This is a genomic window from Escherichia sp. MOD1-EC5950 (genome assembly GCF_002965345.1).
Lineage (GTDB): Bacteria > Pseudomonadota > Gammaproteobacteria > Enterobacterales > Enterobacteriaceae > Escherichia > Escherichia marmotae.
In genome coordinates this window covers 368,312-383,954 of record NZ_PTSR01000001.1, presented here as the reverse complement: position 1 = coordinate 383,954, position 15,643 = coordinate 368,312, and the positions used below count along the sequence as shown (strand labels likewise).

General features: G+C 51.8%; 17 protein-coding genes. 2 read left to right on the top strand and 15 right to left on the bottom strand.

Annotated features, from left to right (window positions below):
- Positions 1-45 precede the first annotated feature (45 nt).
- From nlpD to cysD, 11 genes are all read right to left on the bottom strand, one after another.
- Positions 46-1,140 (bottom strand): murein hydrolase activator NlpD, encoded by a 1,095-nt coding sequence (gene nlpD / locus BEA93_RS01895; protein WP_306667652.1) that lies wholly within the window; start codon positions 1,138-1,140, stop codon positions 46-48.
- A gap of 184 nt (positions 1,141-1,324) precedes the next feature.
- A complete protein-coding gene (gene pcm, locus BEA93_RS01890; protein WP_000254703.1) occupies positions 1,325-1,951 on the bottom strand; it encodes a protein-L-isoaspartate O-methyltransferase in 627 nt (208 codons plus the stop codon).
- Complete coding sequence (surE, locus tag BEA93_RS01885) at positions 1,945-2,706, bottom strand: 5'/3'-nucleotidase SurE (protein WP_001516955.1); 762 nt, start codon at positions 2,704-2,706, stop codon at positions 1,945-1,947. The genes pcm and surE overlap by 7 nt, the downstream gene beginning before the upstream one ends.
- Positions 2,687-3,736, bottom strand: a complete 1,050-nt coding sequence (gene truD, locus BEA93_RS01880) for a tRNA pseudouridine(13) synthase TruD (RefSeq protein WP_105224745.1) — start codon at positions 3,734-3,736, stop codon at positions 2,687-2,689. The genes surE and truD overlap by 20 nt, the downstream gene beginning before the upstream one ends.
- Complete coding sequence (gene ispF, locus BEA93_RS01875; RefSeq protein ID WP_001219242.1) at positions 3,733-4,212, bottom strand: 2-C-methyl-D-erythritol 2,4-cyclodiphosphate synthase; 480 nt, start codon at positions 4,210-4,212, stop codon at positions 3,733-3,735. Before ispF ends, truD begins: the two co-directional genes overlap by 4 nt.
- Positions 4,212-4,922, bottom strand: coding sequence for a 2-C-methyl-D-erythritol 4-phosphate cytidylyltransferase (ispD, locus tag BEA93_RS01870; RefSeq protein WP_000246161.1), 711 nt, complete (start codon positions 4,920-4,922; stop codon positions 4,212-4,214). Before ispD ends, ispF begins: the two co-directional genes overlap by 1 nt.
- A gap of 18 nt (positions 4,923-4,940) precedes the next feature.
- The gene (gene ftsB, locus BEA93_RS01865) at positions 4,941-5,252 is read right to left on the bottom strand and encodes a cell division protein FtsB (protein WP_000517476.1); all 312 of its coding nucleotides are present in this window, start codon (positions 5,250-5,252) and stop codon (positions 4,941-4,943) included.
- Between the two features lie 193 nt (positions 5,253-5,445).
- Positions 5,446-5,769 (bottom strand): DUF3561 family protein, encoded by a 324-nt coding sequence (locus tag BEA93_RS01860; RefSeq protein WP_001246116.1) that lies wholly within the window; start codon positions 5,767-5,769, stop codon positions 5,446-5,448.
- Between the two features lie 49 nt (positions 5,770-5,818).
- Positions 5,819-6,424: an adenylyl-sulfate kinase gene (cysC, locus tag BEA93_RS01855; protein WP_001173652.1), complete on the bottom strand. Its 606-nt coding sequence runs from the start codon at positions 6,422-6,424 to the stop codon at positions 5,819-5,821.
- A complete protein-coding gene (gene cysN, locus BEA93_RS01850) occupies positions 6,424-7,851 on the bottom strand; it encodes a sulfate adenylyltransferase subunit CysN (RefSeq protein ID WP_061090686.1) in 1,428 nt (475 codons plus the stop codon). The genes cysC and cysN overlap by 1 nt, the downstream gene beginning before the upstream one ends.
- Before the next feature lies 1 nt (position 7,852).
- Positions 7,853-8,761: a sulfate adenylyltransferase subunit CysD gene (gene cysD, locus BEA93_RS01845; protein ID WP_001072281.1), complete on the bottom strand. Its 909-nt coding sequence runs from the start codon at positions 8,759-8,761 to the stop codon at positions 7,853-7,855.
- Positions 8,762-9,012: 251 nt separating this feature from the next.
- Between cysD and iap the strand changes: the two genes are divergently transcribed.
- Positions 9,013-10,050: an alkaline phosphatase isozyme conversion aminopeptidase gene (iap, locus tag BEA93_RS01840; RefSeq protein WP_000490394.1), complete on the top strand. Its 1,038-nt coding sequence runs from the start codon at positions 9,013-9,015 to the stop codon at positions 10,048-10,050.
- Between the two features lie 116 nt (positions 10,051-10,166).
- Here the strand turns inward: iap and BEA93_RS01835 are convergent, their stop codons facing one another.
- From BEA93_RS01835 to cysJ, 4 genes are all read right to left on the bottom strand, one after another.
- On the bottom strand, positions 10,167-10,319 hold the full coding sequence (locus BEA93_RS01835; protein ID WP_000956462.1) for a Hok/Gef family protein: 153 nt from the start codon (positions 10,317-10,319) through the stop codon (positions 10,167-10,169).
- Positions 10,320-10,582: 263 nt separating this feature from the next.
- Positions 10,583-11,317, bottom strand: coding sequence for a phosphoadenosine phosphosulfate reductase (cysH, locus tag BEA93_RS01825; RefSeq protein ID WP_001516956.1), 735 nt, complete (start codon positions 11,315-11,317; stop codon positions 10,583-10,585).
- Positions 11,318-11,401: 84 nt separating this feature from the next.
- On the bottom strand, positions 11,402-13,114 hold the full coding sequence (gene cysI, locus BEA93_RS01820; protein ID WP_001516957.1) for an assimilatory sulfite reductase (NADPH) hemoprotein subunit: 1,713 nt from the start codon (positions 13,112-13,114) through the stop codon (positions 11,402-11,404).
- Positions 13,114-14,907: an NADPH-dependent assimilatory sulfite reductase flavoprotein subunit gene (cysJ, locus tag BEA93_RS01815; RefSeq protein WP_061090687.1), complete on the bottom strand. Its 1,794-nt coding sequence runs from the start codon at positions 14,905-14,907 to the stop codon at positions 13,114-13,116. The genes cysI and cysJ overlap by 1 nt, the downstream gene beginning before the upstream one ends.
- A gap of 315 nt (positions 14,908-15,222) precedes the next feature.
- Between cysJ and queD the strand changes: the two genes are divergently transcribed.
- Positions 15,223-15,588, top strand: a complete 366-nt coding sequence (queD, locus tag BEA93_RS01810; protein WP_001329795.1) for a 6-carboxytetrahydropterin synthase QueD — start codon at positions 15,223-15,225, stop codon at positions 15,586-15,588.
- The last annotated feature ends 55 nt before the right edge of the window (positions 15,589-15,643 follow it).

Here is a 15,643-nt window from a genome sequence, read left to right as displayed (position 1 = left end):
TGATCCCTTGACGGAACGCTCAAGCAAAAGCCTGGTTCCGCCGAATTATCGCTGCGGTAAATAACGCAGCGGGTTTACGGATTTCCCCTTGTAACGAATTTCAAAATGCAATCGTGTTGAACTGGTTCCGGTGCTACCCATGGTTGCTATTTTTTGCCCCGCCTTCACTTCTTGTTGTTCCCGGACCAGCATTGTGTCGTTATGGGCGTAGGCACTCAGGTAATCATCATTATGTTTGATGATAATCAGATTACCGTAGCCGCGCAGCGCATTACCGGCATAAACAACGCGGCCATCTGCGGTCGCGATAATTGCCTGTCCTTTGCTACCTGCGATATCAATCCCCTTGTTGCCTCCCTCAGAAGCGCCAAAGGTTTCAATCACTTTGCCCTCAGTTGGCCAGCGCCAGGTGGAAATCGGCGTACTGGTTGATGTACTGCTGACAGTCGGCTCGGTTGTGCTTGCTGTTGGTACAGTTACAGGCGCTGTGACCGTGGTCGCAGTTGGCTTGTTGTTCGGCAACATTTTGTTAGCACTCTGTTCACCCGAAGATTCAGAATACGTAATTGTCGGTTGCGACGCAACAGCAACGGTGGAATTTTGTGCAGGCTTGATCACAACTCCTTGCTCTGCTGCATCCGCCTGGGTAATGGCATTTCCGCCAGTGATTGGCGTGCCAGAGGCATTGCCAACCTGTAAAGTCTGACCTACGTTCAACGCGTATGGTGCCTCAATATTATTACGTTGGGCGAGATCGCGGAAATCGTTACCGGTGATCCAGGCAATATAGAAAAGTGTGTCGCCTTTTTTCACGGTATAAGTACTACCGCTATAACTGCCTTTCGGAATATTCCCGTACTGACGGTTGTAGACGATACGCCCATTTTCCATTTGCACCGGTTGCTGAGTGACAGGCTGCACCGGCTGGATTTGTGGTTGTTGCGTAGATTGAATTTGTGGCTGCTGTACCGGCTGAATTTGCGGTTGCTGCGTTTTAGACGTCGTCCCCATTTTCGGCGGTGGCGTAATCAACATACCTGAATTGGTATTTGCAGGTGCATTGCCGTTAACGGAACTGACTGGTGCCGGTGGATTCGATGTGTCAGAACAGCCAGCCAACCATAGCGAAACCAGTGACAAAGCCGCAATACGGCGAACGGTGAATTTTGGGCTTCCCGCGCTCATTTATCCCCCAGGAAAAATTGATTAATAACCAGTGACATAATTACCGTGCAAGGCACCCTACTGAACACTGGAAAAGATGTTCACGATACGCTGACCTGCTGCAAAATAACCAGGAAAATTCCAGGTATTTCCTCGCACTTTAAGCCAGCTCCCCCTTCACTAAGGGAACAAAGCGCACGGCCTCTACGGTATCGATAATAAATTCGCCCCCGCGACGACGCACCCGCTTCAAATACTGGTGCTCTTCCCCTACCGGCAAGACGAGAATCCCGCCTTCATCCAGTTGCGTCATTAGTGCAGTAGGAATTTCGGGCGGTGCTGCCGTTACAATAATAGCGTCAAACGGCGCACGTGCTTGCCAACCTTGCCATCCATCGCCGTGACGGGTTGAAACATTATGTAAATCAAGATTTTTCAGGCGGCGACGCGCCTGCCACTGCAATCCTTTAATCCGTTCAACCGAACATACATGCTGGACAAGATGTGCCAGGATTGCCGTTTGATAGCCCGAACCGGTGCCGATTTCCAGCACCCGCGACTGCGGCGTCAGTTCGAGTAATTCGGTCATTCGCGCCACCATGTACGGCTGCGAAATTGTCTGCCCCTGACCTATCGGCAACGCGATATTGTCCCAGGCTTTTTGTTCAAACGCTTCATCAATGAATTTTTCACGCGGCACGGCGGCAAGTGCGTTCAACACCTGCTCATCCTGAATACCTTGCGCACGTAATTGATCCAGAAGTGCTTGTACGCGTCTGCTTACCATTGCGTGCCAACTCCCACGCTGTTTAACCAGTCTGAAACCACATCTTGCGCGTTGTGCGCGGTTAAATCTACATGCAGCGGCGTGATGGAGACATAGCCTTCATCTACCGCAGCAAAATCAGTCCCCGGACCGGCATCGCACTTACCGCCCGGCGGGCCAATCCAGTACAGCGTATTACCGCGCGGATCCTGTTGCGGGATAACTTGATCTGCCGGATGTCGTGTACCGCAGCGAGTGACGCGGATACCTTTAATCTGATCCAGCGGTAAATCCGGGACGTTAATATTGAGAATACGCCCGGTGCGCAGCGGCTCTTTGCACAGTGCGCGCAAAATAGAACAGGTTACCGCCGCAGCAGTGTCATAATGCTTATGCCCGTCAAGCGAGACGGCCAGCGCTGGAAAACCTAAATGACGGCCTTCCATCGCGGCTGCCACCGTACCGGAATAGATAACATCATCACCCAGATTCGGCCCGGCGTTAATGCCCGAAACCACAATATCCGGACGCGGACGCATCAGTGCATTCACACCAAGATATACACAATCGGTCGGGGTTCCCATTTGCACGGCGATATCACCATTTTCAAAGGTAAACGTGCGCAGGGAGGATTCCAGTGTCAGAGAATTTGAAGCGCCGCTGCGGTTACGATCGGGGGCAACCACCTGAACGTCAGCAAACTCACGCAAGGCTTTCGCCAGCGTTTGTATACCGGGTGCATGTACCCCGTCATCATTACTCAGCAATATGCGCATAATCACCTGTTGTGTTGATAAGTTCCCTGACAACGCTGGTTGCAAAACTTCCCGCCGGAAGCCAGAAACGGATTTCTACGGTGACGTCATCCCACCAGTTCCAGCTTAATTGTTGTGGATATAACAGCATCGCTCTGCGCGCGGCGTCTACTTTTTCGCGTACCAGTAATGCTTGCAATTCAGTTTCGTCGGCAACCGCCGCTTGTTCGAATGCCAGCGCCTCACGCTGGGTTCCCCACTCGCCGCTACCGGGCAAAGCAGCGGTAATCATCAGCTCTTTATCGTTGACGCGACGCTGTAATTCCGCCATTTCATCGTTAGTAGCAACAAACCAGCTACCACGCCCGGCTAATTGTAGCGCATCGCCGTCAACAACTTGATTAACGTCCGCTTTTTTGAGGCGCTCAGCAACAATCTGATTAAACAACGCACTACGGGCTGCCGACAACCAAAAACTGCGTTTATTGCGATCGCGCACCGGTGTATTCGTTTGCGCCCAGCGCAGCGCTCCCTGCAAGTTACTGCCGCCAATACCAAAACGTTGCGCACCAAAGTAGTTCGGTACACCTTTCACGCAAATATCGATCAGACGCTGTTCAACGTCATCGCGATTGCTCACTTCGCGTAGCACCAGGGTAAAGGCGTTACCTTTCAGCGCCCCTAAACGCAGCTTACGCTTGTGCCGCGCATACTCCAGCACCTGGCAACCTTCCAGTTGAAACGCACTCAGATCAGGTATTTCTTTGCCCGGTACACGCGCGCATAACCACTGTTCCGTAACGGCATGTTTGTCTTTCTGCCCCGCGAAGCTGACTTCACGAGCATGAATTTTCAGGAATTTTGCCAGTGCGTCCGCCACAAACCGGGTATTGCAACCGTTTTTAAGCACCCGCACCAGAATATGCTCACCTTCACCATCAGGCTCAAAGCCTAAATCTTCCACCACCACAAAGTCTTCCGGGTTGGCTTTCAGCAGCCCGGTGCCTTGCGGTTTGCCGTGGAGGTAAGTGAGATTATCAAACTCAATCATTTTGTTGCCTTAATGAGTAGCGCCACCGCTTCACAGGCAATCCCTTCCCCACGTCCGGTAAATCCAAGTTTTTCCGTGGTGGTGGCTTTCACGTTAACATCATCCATATGGCAGCCGAGATCTTCGGCAATAAACACGCGCATTTGTGGAATGTGCGGCAACATCTTCGGTGCCTGAGCGATGATAGTGACATCAACGTTGCCGAGGGTATACCCCTTCGCCTGAATGCGTCGCCAGGCTTCGCGTAGCAGCTCGCGGCTATCGGCACCTTTAAATGCCGGATCGGTATCCGGAAACAGCTTGCCGATATCCCCCAGCGCCGCGGCACCAAGTAGTGCATCGGTCAGCGCATGCAGCGCCACGTCGCCATCAGAATGCGCCAACAGCCCTTTTTCGTAAGGAATGCGCACGCCACCAATGATAATTGGGCCTTCGCCACCAAAGGCGTGTACATCAAAACCGTGTCCAATTCGCATTATGTATTCTCCTGATGGATGGTTCGGGTGAGGTAAAATTCAGCAAGCGCCAAATCTTCCGGGCGCGTGACTTTAATGTTATCCGCACGGCCTTCGACAAGCTGCGGATGAAAACCGCAATATTCCAGCGCCGAGGCTTCATCGGTAATGGTTGCGCCTTCATTTAAAGCACGCGTCAGGCAGTCATATAACAGCTCTCGAGGGAAAAATTGCGGCGTCAGCGCGTGCCATAAACCGTTGCGATCAACGGTATGTGCAATGGCATTTTTATCAGGTTCGGCGCGTTTCATGGTATCGCGCACCGGAGCGGCAAGAATCCCCCCCGTGCGGCTGGTTTCGCTCAGAGTTAACAGCCGTGCAAGATCATCCTGATGCAGGCAAGGACGAGCGGCGTCATGCACCAACACCCACTGCGCGTCGCCAGCAGCTTTCAGTCCTGCCAGCACAGAATCGGCACGCTCTTCACCACCATCAACAACAGTGATTTGCGGATGATTCGCCAGAGAAAGTTGTGCAAAACGACTATCGCCCGGGCTTATTGCAATGACGACACGCGTCACCCGGGGATGCGCCAGGAGCGCATACACCGAGTGTTCAAGAATGGTTTGATTACCTATTGAGAGATATTGCTTAGGACATTCCGTTTGCATTCGGCGGCCAAATCCGGCCGCCGGAACCACGGCGCAAACATCCAAATGAGTGGTTGCCATGTTAATTCCTGGGCTGATTTATCGATTGTTTTGCCCCGCAGACTGCGCGCGCTTCGACGCGTCAGGCACCAGACGATAAAAAGTTTCGCCCGGCCTGGTCATGCTGAGTTCATTACGCGCACGCTCTTCGAGCGCCTCCTGGCCGCCATTGAGATCGTCAATTTCGGCAAAAAGCTGATCGTTTCGCGCTTTAAGTTTCGCGTTTGTAGCTTGCTGTGCCGCCACATCATCATTGACGCGGGTATAGTCATGTATACCGTTCTTACCGAACCACAGCGAATACTGTAGCCAGACCAGAATAGCCAGCAACAGCAGCGTTAGTTTACCCATCCTGCCCCCTGAAAAACGGCATCATCATCCCATGCATCCGAAGACGACTCTACATCCTCTGTTGGGGATACCGCGACAACGCGGGCAAATGTACCACATTTGTCCATTGTTACGTATACCCAGGGCGTGCAGAACATAATCTCATTATTGGTTACGGTTTGAATTATGAACAGACCAGACGGGAAAGAACAAATTAGCCCAGCAACCACATAAACAGTGCGGCAAACATAATGCCGACTGTCACCAGGGTGAAAACAATGCTGTAGCGTAGCTTTCCGTCCATCAATGAATGCAGCGCAATACCCACCACCACCGCGACGGGCATCAGCGCCAGAAAGAAAGGCCAGGTATAGATAAAGAAGAACAGCGTGTTAGAGCCATAAATCAACATCGGTATCGCCAGCGCGCACAGCCAGGAGACAAAACCGACCACGGCCCCTGACAGCGACCATGTGGTTTCTTCATCTTCGGTAAGGCTTTCGCTATTTGTTAGTGTAATGTTATGGCTATTACGCATATCGGATCCTGTTACTTTGACGAACCGGGCATGTAAACCCGGCGGTGTCTCAGGATCTGATAATATCGTTCTGTCTCAGTAGATCTAATAATTGCTGAACCAAATTTGTTACCAATTGTTCACCATTGAGATGAATTTCTGCTGATTCAGGCGCTTCGTAAACGGCATCTATCCCCGTAAAGTTACGCAGTTCACCGGCACGCGCTTTTTTATATAAACCTTTTGGATCGCGAGCTTCACAAATCGCCAACGGCGTATCGACAAACACTTCGATAAACCGCCCTTCTCCTACACGTTCGCGAACCATCTGACGTTCAGCGCGATGTGGTGAGATAAACGCAGTCAGCACTACCAGACCGGCTTCAACCATTAAATTCGCCACTTCGCCAACCCGACGGATATTTTCTTTACGATCGGCATCGCTAAAACCGAGATCGCTGCATAAACCGTGGCGAACGTTGTCGCCATCCAGCAAATACGTGCTGACGCCAAGTTTATGCAGCGCCTCCTCCAGCGCCCCGGCAACTGTCGATTTCCCTGAACCAGAGAGGCCGGTAAACCACAACACAACACCACGATGCCCGTGGTGTTGCTCGCGCTGTTGTGGAGTCACCGGATGGCTATGCCAGACGACGTTTTCGTCATGCAGCGCCATTATTTACCTCCCAGCAAATCGCGCGCGCCCCAGTGTGGGAAGTGGCGACGTACCAACGCATTCAGTTCCAGCTCAAATGCGCTAAATTCTGATGGCGCAACGGCAGCCTCATTTTTCGGCTCATGCACCATACCGGCACCAACGGTCACGTTGCTCAGGCGATCGATAAAAATCAGCCCACCAGTTACCGGATTTTGTTGATAACGATCTAACACTAGCGGCTCATCAAAAGTGAGATCCACCAGACCAATGCCGTTCAGCGGCAGATTTTCAACTTCACGCTGGTTAAGGTTATTAATATCAATCTGATAATGAATGTCATCAACACGAGCACGCGTCTTCTTCCCGGCAATTTTGATGTCGTAACTCTGCCCTGGGGAAAGCGGTTGTTCCGCCATCCATACCACATCCACTGACGCGCTCTGCACCGTCGACAACGCTTCATCTGCTGCCAGCAGCAAATCGCCACGACTGATGTCGATCTCATCCGTCAGCACCAGGGTGATCGCTTCTCCGGCAAAGGCGTCTTCGCGATCGCCATCAAACGTGACGATCCGCGCAATATTTGACTCAACACCAGAGGGGAGCACTTTGACATGTTGCCCGACTTTCACGCTGCCAGAGGCCAGCGTTCCTGCGTAGCCTCGAAAATCAAGATTCGGGCGGTTAACGTACTGCACCGGGAAGCGCATTGGCTGGTCATCAACCACTCGCTGAATCTCAACGGTTTCCAGCACTTCCAGCAGTGTCGGGCCGCTGTACCACAGCATACTTTCACTTTGCGAAGCAACATTATCTCCTTCCAGCGCGGAGAGCGGCACAAAGCGGATATCCAGATTGCCCGGCAGTTGCCCGGCAAAGGTCAGATAATCTTCACGAATGCGGGTGAACGTTTCTTCGCTGTAATCCACCAGATCCATCTTGTTGATCGCCACTACCAGATGTTTGATCCCCAGAAGCGTGGAGATAAAACTGTGACGACGGGTTTGATCAAGCACACCTTTACGGGCGTCGATCAATAAGATCGCCAGATCACACGTCGACGCGCCGGTCGCCATATTGCGGGTGTACTGCTCATGCCCTGGGGTGTCGGCAATAATAAATTTGCGTTTTTCGGTGGAGAAATAACGGTAAGCCACGTCAATGGTGATGCCTTGTTCACGCTCAGCCTGCAGGCCATCCACCAGCAGCGCCAGATCCAGTTTTTCACCCTGGGTGCCGTGGCGTTTACTGTCGTTATGCAGCGATGAGAGCTGATCTTCGTAGATCTGGCGGGTATCGTGCAACAGGCGACCTATCAGGGTACTTTTGCCGTCATCAACGCTGCCACAGGTCAGAAAACGCAGCAGGCTTTTGTGTTGTTGCGCGATCATCCAGGCTTCGACGCCGCCTTCATTGGCGATTTGTTGTGCAAGTGCGGTGTTCATCTTAAAAATACCCCTGACGTTTTTTCAGCTCCATAGAACCGGACTGGTCGCGGTCAATCACACGGCCCTGACGTTCGCTGGTAGTGGAAACCAGCATCTCTTCGATGATCTCGGGCAGTGTTTGCGCGTTTGACTCTACTGCGCCGGTCAGCGGCCAGCAGCCCAGCGTACGGAAACGCACCATCCGTTTTTTAATCACTTCGCCGGGTTGCAGGTCGATACGGTTGTCATCAATCATCATCAACATACCGTCGCGTTCCAGAACCGGACGTTCAGCAGCAAGATACAGCGGAACAATGTCGATATTTTCCAGCCAGATGTATTGCCAGATATCCTGCTCGGTCCAGTTAGAGAGTGGGAAGACGCGGATACTTTCGCCTTTGTTAATCTGCCCGTTGTAGTTATGCCACAGCTCCGGACGCTGGTTTTTCGGATCCCAGCGATGGAAACGGTCACGGAAAGAGTAGATACGTTCTTTAGCGCGGGATTTCTCTTCATCGCGGCGCGCGCCGCCGAAGGCAGCATCAAAACCATATTTGTTCAGCGCCTGTTTCAGGCCTTCGGTTTTCATGATGTCAGTGTGTTTGGCGCTGCCGTGAACGAATGGATTAATCCCCATCGCCACACCTTCTGGATTTTTATGCACCAACAGCTCGCAGCCGTAGGCTTTTGCCGTACGATCGCGAAATTCATACATCTCACGGAATTTCCAGCCGGTATCAACATGCAGCAACGGGAAAGGCAGCGAACCTGGATAAAACGCCTTGCGCGCCAGATGTAGCATGACGCTGGAATCTTTGCCGATGGAGTAGAGCATCACCGGATTTGAGAATTCTGCCGCCACCTCGCGAATGATGTGGATGCTTTCCGCCTCCAGTTGCCGCAGGTGAGTCAGTCGTTTTTGGTTCATAACCGTTCCTTTGCAATACTGCTATTTGCTTGCCATCAGATATTCCGACTATAGGGAGCGTAAGAGTGCGAATGAAATTACCAATTAGAATGAGTAGTTCCTTAACGGAATAACGATTTGGCAAAGCTAATATCAAAAAGTGCTTAAGGCTCCGGATTTCGGGCATTTAGGAAGATTTGAAATTGTTTTAGCGCAGCGGCAGTTTCATACTATGGCGGTAAAAAAATTTGCATGGTATTTAAGGACTCACTATGTTTTCCGCATTGCGCCACCGTACCGCTGCCCTGGCGCTCGGCGTATGCTTTATTCTCCCCGTACACGCCTCGTCACCTAAACCTGGCGATTTTGCTAATACACAGGCGCGACACATTGCCACTTTCTTTCCGGGGCGAATGACCGGAACACCCGCAGAAATGTTATCTGCCGATTATATCCGGCAACAGTTTCAGCAAATGGGTTATCGCAGTGATATCCGGACATTTAATGGCCGATATATTTATACCGCCCGCGATAACCACAAAAACTGGCATAACGTGACAGGAAGTACGGTGATTGCCGCTCATGAAGGCAAAGCACCGCAGCAGATCATTATCATGGCGCATCTGGATACCTACGCCCCACAGAGCGACGCGGATGCCGATGCCAATCTCGGCGGGCTGACATTACAAGGTATGGATGATAACGCCGCAGGTTTGGGGGTCATGCTGGAGCTGGCAGAACGCCTGAAAAATACGCCAACCGAATATGGTATTCGTTTTGTGGCGACCAGTGGTGAAGAGGAAGGGAAATTAGGCGCTGAGAATTTACTCAAACGAATGAGTGACGCCGAAAAGAAAAATACTCTGCTGGTGATTAATCTCGATAACTTAATTGTCGGTGATAAATTGTATTTCAACAGTGGCGTAAAAACCCCCGAAGCAGTAAGGAAATTAACGCGCGATCGGGCGCTGGCAATTGCCCGCAGTCATGGAATTGCCGCGACGACCAATCCTGGTTTGAATAAAAATTATCCAAAAGGCACCGGGTGTTGTAATGACGCTGAAGTTTTTGACAAAGCCGGTATTGCTGTACTTTCGGTAGAAGCAACAAACTGGAATCTAGGAAATAAAGATGGTTATCAGCAACGCGCAAAAACAGCCGCATTCCCCGCAGGAAATAGCTGGCATGACGTAAGACTGGATAATCAACAGCATATTGATAAGGCACTTCCAGGAAGAATAGAACGCCGCTGCCGTGATGTTATGCGGATAATGCTGCCACTGGTGAAGGAACTGGCGAAGGCGTCTTGATGGGTTTGAGCTGATTCCCCATGACTGTGAGGAGTCAATTCTGCCTATAAAAAAATAGGGTGCAGGAGGCCAAACTATAACAATTCAATACGCGGGGTTTCACCCCCGCGTGGTGGCTACTTCTTCGGTTCGTAAGCGAGAACAGCCTTAAACTCCATACCACGTTCTCTGATATTCAACTCACACAACGAGTCGTCTACCATCAGCGTGAATCCCAGTACTGTACAACACAGCACTATGACTGCCACAAGGGCATATTTTGTTAGCATGTCTTGCCTCTCTGCAAAGAAGAGACTAGCATTCGAATTGTTGGGTTCGAACGTAGGCCTCAGGTGGATAGAAATATCGCCTGGGGCTTTTGTCCATCTGGAACCTCGCGAATGCTTAACGCCAGACAGCCTCAAGCACCCGACGCCATTCTATACCTGTTGATTCTCCCTGCGACGTTCTCGTTTAAAGGCCAGAATGCTGCTCGCAAAATAAAAACGCCCCCATCATTTCTGACAGAGGCGTTTAATTTATCCGGAAATATTTACCCTTCGTGTAATCCACATTCCCTTTTTAAGCCAAAGAAGCGCGTTTCTTCTTCGGCCATGCCGGGTTCCCATTTACGGGTTGTATGGGTGTCGCCAACCGATAAATATCCTTCGTCCCATAATGGATGATATTTCAGGCCATGTTTTTGCAGGTACTGATAAATAGTTCGGTTATCCCAGTCGATAATCGGCAGCACTTTAAATACGCCACGCTGGATAGCCAGCACTGGTAAATTGGCACGGCTGCCAGATTGCTCACGGCGCAGACCAGCAAACCACGTTTGCGCGTTAAGTTCTTTCAGTGCACGGTTCATGGGTTCGACTTTGTTGATCTCATTGTACTTTTCAATGCCTTCAACACCCTGCTCCCACAGTTTGCCATAGCGTGCCTCCTGCCAGGCGGCGCTTTCAGTGGCACGGTACACTTTCAGGTTGAGTTTAAGTTTGTCCGTTAACTCGTCAATAAAGCGGTAGGTTTCCGGGAACAGATAACCAGTATCGGTAAGAATCACCGGGATATTCGGGCAGATCTGGTTCACCAGATGCAGGCTGACTGCCGCCTGAATGCCAAAGCTGGAAGAGAGCACGTATTCGCCGGGCAGATTCTCCAACGCCCAGGCAACGCGGCCTTCAGCGTCCAGTTTTTCCAGTTGAGCGTTGGTTTGTGCCAGAGCCAGAATGCGCTCTACCTTCGGCAGTTCATTCAGGTCGTTTAGATCAAGTCTGGACATAGATTCCTCACTGTTTGCCTTGCCTGATGCGACGCTTATGCGTCTTATCAGGCCTACAAAACCGAGCAGACGCAGCGATTTATGTTAATCCCACAAATCGCGAGCCGGATCGAGCACCGGGCGAATGATGCCCGCACGCACCGTAAAGTCACCGAAGCCTTCACCCGCTTCGCGCTCTTTCGCCCAGCGCCCTATCAGTTCATCAAGCGACGCCAGGATTTCCGGCTCGGTGATGTTTTCTTTATACATCCGTGGGATACGTGTCCCCATACGGTTGCCGCCAAGATGCAGGTTGTAGCGCCCCGGCGCTTTACCCACCAGACCAACTTCTGCCAGCATCGCCCGGCCACAGCCGTTCGGGCATCCCGTCACACGCATTACGATATGCTCATCGCTGATGCCATGTTTCGCCATTAAGTTATCGATGTTGTCGATAAACGAGGGCAGGAAACGTTCGGCTTCCGCCATCGCCAGCGGACAGGTCGGGAATGACACACATGCCATTGAGTTTTCACGCTGTGGTGTGACGGCATTCATCAACCCGCTCTCTTTGGCGATCTTCTCGATCTTCGCTTTTTCACTTTCCGGTACACCCGCGATAATCAGGTTCTGGTTCGCCGTAATGCGGAAATCGCCTTTGTGGATCTTTGCGATCTCCAGCAGACCGGTTTTCAGCGGACGCCCCGGATAATCGAGAATACGACCATTTTCGATAAACAGCGTCAGGTGCCAGTTATCATCGATACCCTTAACCCAGCCGATGCGATCGCCGCGTCCGGTAAATTCATACGGGCGGATCGGTTCGAACTTGATCCCCGCGCGACGTTCAACTTCCGCCTTAAACGTCTCTACCCCCACGCGTTCCAGCGTGTATTTGGTTTTGGCATTTTTACGGTCAGTACGATTACCCCAGTCACGCTGAGTCGTAACCACAGCTTCCGCCACTGCCAGCGTATGCTCAAGTGGCAGATAACCAAACTCGCTCGCCGTGCGGGCATAGGTTTTTTTATTGCCGTGTTCCATAGAAAGGCCGCCACCCACCAGCAGGTTGAAGCCCACCAGCTTGCCGTTTTCCGCGATAGCCACAAAGTTCATGTCGTTGGCGTGCAGATCGATATCGTTCTGCGGCGGAATAACCACCGTCGTTTTGAACTTACGCGGCAGATAGGTCTGCCCGAGGATCGGTTCTTCATCAGTGGTAGCAACTTTCTCCTGATCGAGCCAGATCTCCGCATAGGCGCGGGTACGCGGCAACAGATGTTCAGAGATCTTCTTCGCCCACTCATAGGCTTCCGCGTGCAACTGTGACTCGTACGGATTCGAGGTGCACAGCACGTTACGGTTCATGTCGTTGGCGGTCGCCAGCGCATCAAGACCGACTGAGTGCAACATTTGGTGTGCAGGTTTGACGTTCTTTTTCAGAATACCGTGGAACTGGAAGGTCTGACGGTTGGTCAGGCGAATGCTACCGTAAATGGTGTTTTCCACTGCAAATTTGTCGATCGCCTGCCACTGTTTGGTGGTGATAACGCCACCCGGCAGGCGGCAGCGGAGCATCATGGCGTGACGCGGCTCCAGCTTCTGTTCAGCTCGTTCGGCGCGAATGTCGCGGTCATCCTGCTGATACATGCCGTGGAAGCGGATCAGCAGGAAGTTATCGCCCTTAAACCCGCCAGTCAGGCCATCATTCAAATCTTCGGCAATCGTGCCGCGCAGAAAGTTGCTTTCAAGCTTCATGCGCTCGGCGTCTGCCAGTTTACCTTCGACCACTAAAGGCCCTGGATGTTTTTCGCTCATTAGTAGACATCTCGCTGATAACGGCGCTCTACGCGCAGCTCACTTAAAAATTCATCCGCCGCTTCAGTGTCCATGCCACCAAATTCGGCAATCACTTCCAGAAGTGCCTGTTCAACGTCTTTCGCCATGCGATTAGCGTCGCCGCAAACATAAATGTGGGCACCGTCATTGATCCAGCGCCACAGCTCTGCCCCCTGTTCACGCAGTTTGTCTTGTACGTAAATTTTTTCTTTTTGATCGCGTGACCAGGCCAGATCGATACGCGTCAGCACGCCCTCTTTGACATAACGCTGCCATTCCACCTGGTAGAGGAAATCTTCCGTAAAGTGCGGATTGCCGAAGAACAACCAGTTTTTGCCCGGCGCTTCGTCGGCGGCACGCTGCTGCATAAAGGCGCGGAATGGCGCGATACCGGTGCCAGGGCCAATCATAATCACCGGGGTTTCCGGGTTAGCTGGCAGGCGGAAGTTGTCGTTATGTTCGATAAAGACGCGAACTTCGCCCTCTTCTCCCACGCGATCCGCGAGGAAGCTGGAGGCACCACCGGCACGGGCACGGCCTTCCACGTCATAACGCACAACGCCGACAGTAACGTGCACTTCACTCTCGACTTCCGCCTGCGATGAGGCGATGGAATAAAGGCGCGGCGTCAGCGGACGCAAAATACTGATGAACGCATCAGCGTCCAGTTGTGCCGGAGAGAAACGCAACATATCGACAATCGGCGTCGTCGCAGCGTAATGCTGCAACTTCGTTTTATCGCCCACCAGCGGCAGCAGCGTTTCGCTGCGCGTTAAGGTGGCGTAATTTTCAACAATGTTCGCGGTGTTGACGGTCAGTTCAAAATGCCACTGTAAGGCTTCCGCCAGCGGCAGCGTTTTGCCCTCGACAGTGACGGGTTCATCGCCTTTCAGCCACAGCAGTTCGACAATCTCTTTTACCAGTGCCGGATCGTTCTGATACCAGACGCCCAGCGCATCGCCCGGCTGATAGCGCAGGCCTGAGTCACCTAAATCGATCTCAATATGGCGAACGTCTTTTTCAGAGTTACGTCCAGTGATTTTCTGGTTAACAGAGAGGCTCGCCACCAGCGGCGCTTCTTTACTATACGGACTGGTGTGGATTTCATTCACCGCGCCAGTGGCGACGGATGTCGAAGGTGCTGCGACAGGCGCGCGCGATTTCAGTACATCAACTACGTGGGCACGCCATTCGCTGGCGGCTGCCTGATATTCAACATCGGCATCGACCCGGTCGAGCAGGCGTTCGCCGCCCAGTTCAGCCAGTTTGCTGTCGAAATCTTTACCGGACTGGCAGAAAAACTCATAAGAGGTGTCACCGAGGCTAAACACAGCAAAAGCGGTGTTTTCCAGTTTCGGCGCTTTTTTGGAGAACAGAAACTTGTGCAGCGCGACGGCTTCTTCCGGCGGTTCCCCTTCACCTTGTGTTGAAGTCACCACGATAAGCAGTTTTTCGCTGGCGATTTGTTTGAATTTATAGTCGCCTGCGTTCACCAGCTTAGCGTTCAGTTTTGCCGCTAATAAGTCGTCACGTAATGCTTCAGCGACCCGGCGAGCATTACCCGTTTGCGAGGCGGATATGATGGTGATACCCGGCATTTCTGCGGCGGGTGTAGCGGCAAGTGTACCTGGCTGCTGGCTAAGCATTCCCCAGAAATAACCAGATACCCACGCAAGCTGGGTCGGTGTCAAATCAGTAGTGGCTGCCTGAAGGCGAGCCAGTTGCTCCGGGTTCAGCGGAAGCAAAGCGGAAGGAGGGACCTGTGTCGTCATGCGTCGTTATGTTCCAGTAAGCAAAGCTGTTTATCGGCCCTGTCAGCGCCCATAAAACAGAAGAGAAGGTAAGGTTAACGGCGCGAAGGGGGTGGATTAAAGACGGGATAGCGATAACTAATAACCAAATCGACTAACCTGTTTTAGCAATAGTCTTTAACAACAAAATAGATTTATTAACTCAATGAAAAATAGATAAATATCGACCGCAATTAAGATAAATCGGTCATTTTGCGCAACAAACCCGTTTTTGGTAATGCGAAAAAACAGGCTTTCCGGTACTCTACGGCGGTTTTATCGTCCAGTAGAGAAATTATGATGTCCACCACGTTATTTAAAGATTTCACCTTCGAAGCCGCTCACCGCTTACCACACGTCCCAGAAGGGCATAAATGTGGTCGCCTGCACGGGCATTCTTTTATGGTGCGCCTGGAAATTACCGGGGAAGTCGATCCGCATACGGGCTGGATTATCGATTTCGCTGAACTGAAAGCGGCGTTTAAACCGACTTACGATCGTCTCGACCACTATTATCTCAATGATATACCCGGCCTGGAAAACCCGACCAGCGAAGTTTTAGCAAAATGGATTTGGGATCAAGTTAAACCCGTTGTACCACTATTAAGCGCTGTGATGGTGAAAGAAACCTGCACCGCAGGCTGCATCTATCGCGGTGAATAATCAGAGTGTGTCGGCGGTCAATTTCCCTTAAGTAACGCTATGTTAGGGTGTTGTG

Coding starts and splice junctions, on each gene's coding strand:
- pcm (WP_000254703.1), bottom strand. CDS start 1,951: ATGGTAAGCAGACGCGTACAAGCACTTCTGGATCAATTACGTGCGCAA.
- surE (WP_001516955.1), bottom strand. CDS start 2,706: ATGCGCATATTGCTGAGTAATGATGACGGGGTACATGCACCCGGTATA.
- truD (WP_105224745.1), bottom strand. CDS start 3,736: ATGATTGAGTTTGATAATCTCACTTACCTCCACGGCAAACCGCAAGGC.
- ispF (WP_001219242.1), bottom strand. CDS start 4,212: ATGCGAATTGGACACGGTTTTGATGTACACGCCTTTGGTGGCGAAGGC.
- ispD (WP_000246161.1), bottom strand. CDS start 4,922: ATGGCAACCACTCATTTGGATGTTTGCGCCGTGGTTCCGGCGGCCGGA.
- ftsB (WP_000517476.1), bottom strand. CDS start 5,252: ATGGGTAAACTAACGCTGCTGTTGCTGGCTATTCTGGTCTGGCTACAG.
- BEA93_RS01860 (WP_001246116.1), bottom strand. CDS start 5,769: ATGCGTAATAGCCATAACATTACACTAACAAATAGCGAAAGCCTTACC.
- cysC (WP_001173652.1), bottom strand. CDS start 6,424: ATGGCGCTGCATGACGAAAACGTCGTCTGGCATAGCCATCCGGTGACT.
- cysN (WP_061090686.1), bottom strand. CDS start 7,851: ATGAACACCGCACTTGCACAACAAATCGCCAATGAAGGCGGCGTCGAA.
- cysD (WP_001072281.1), bottom strand. CDS start 8,761: ATGAACCAAAAACGACTGACTCACCTGCGGCAACTGGAGGCGGAAAGC.
- iap (WP_000490394.1), top strand. CDS start 9,013: ATGTTTTCCGCATTGCGCCACCGTACCGCTGCCCTGGCGCTCGGCGTA.
- BEA93_RS01835 (WP_000956462.1), bottom strand. CDS start 10,319: ATGCTAACAAAATATGCCCTTGTGGCAGTCATAGTGCTGTGTTGTACA.
- cysH (WP_001516956.1), bottom strand. CDS start 11,317: ATGTCCAGACTTGATCTAAACGACCTGAATGAACTGCCGAAGGTAGAG.
- cysI (WP_001516957.1), bottom strand. CDS start 13,114: ATGAGCGAAAAACATCCAGGGCCTTTAGTGGTCGAAGGTAAACTGGCA.
- cysJ (WP_061090687.1), bottom strand. CDS start 14,907: ATGACGACACAGGTCCCTCCTTCCGCTTTGCTTCCGCTGAACCCGGAG.
- queD (WP_001329795.1), top strand. CDS start 15,223: ATGATGTCCACCACGTTATTTAAAGATTTCACCTTCGAAGCCGCTCAC.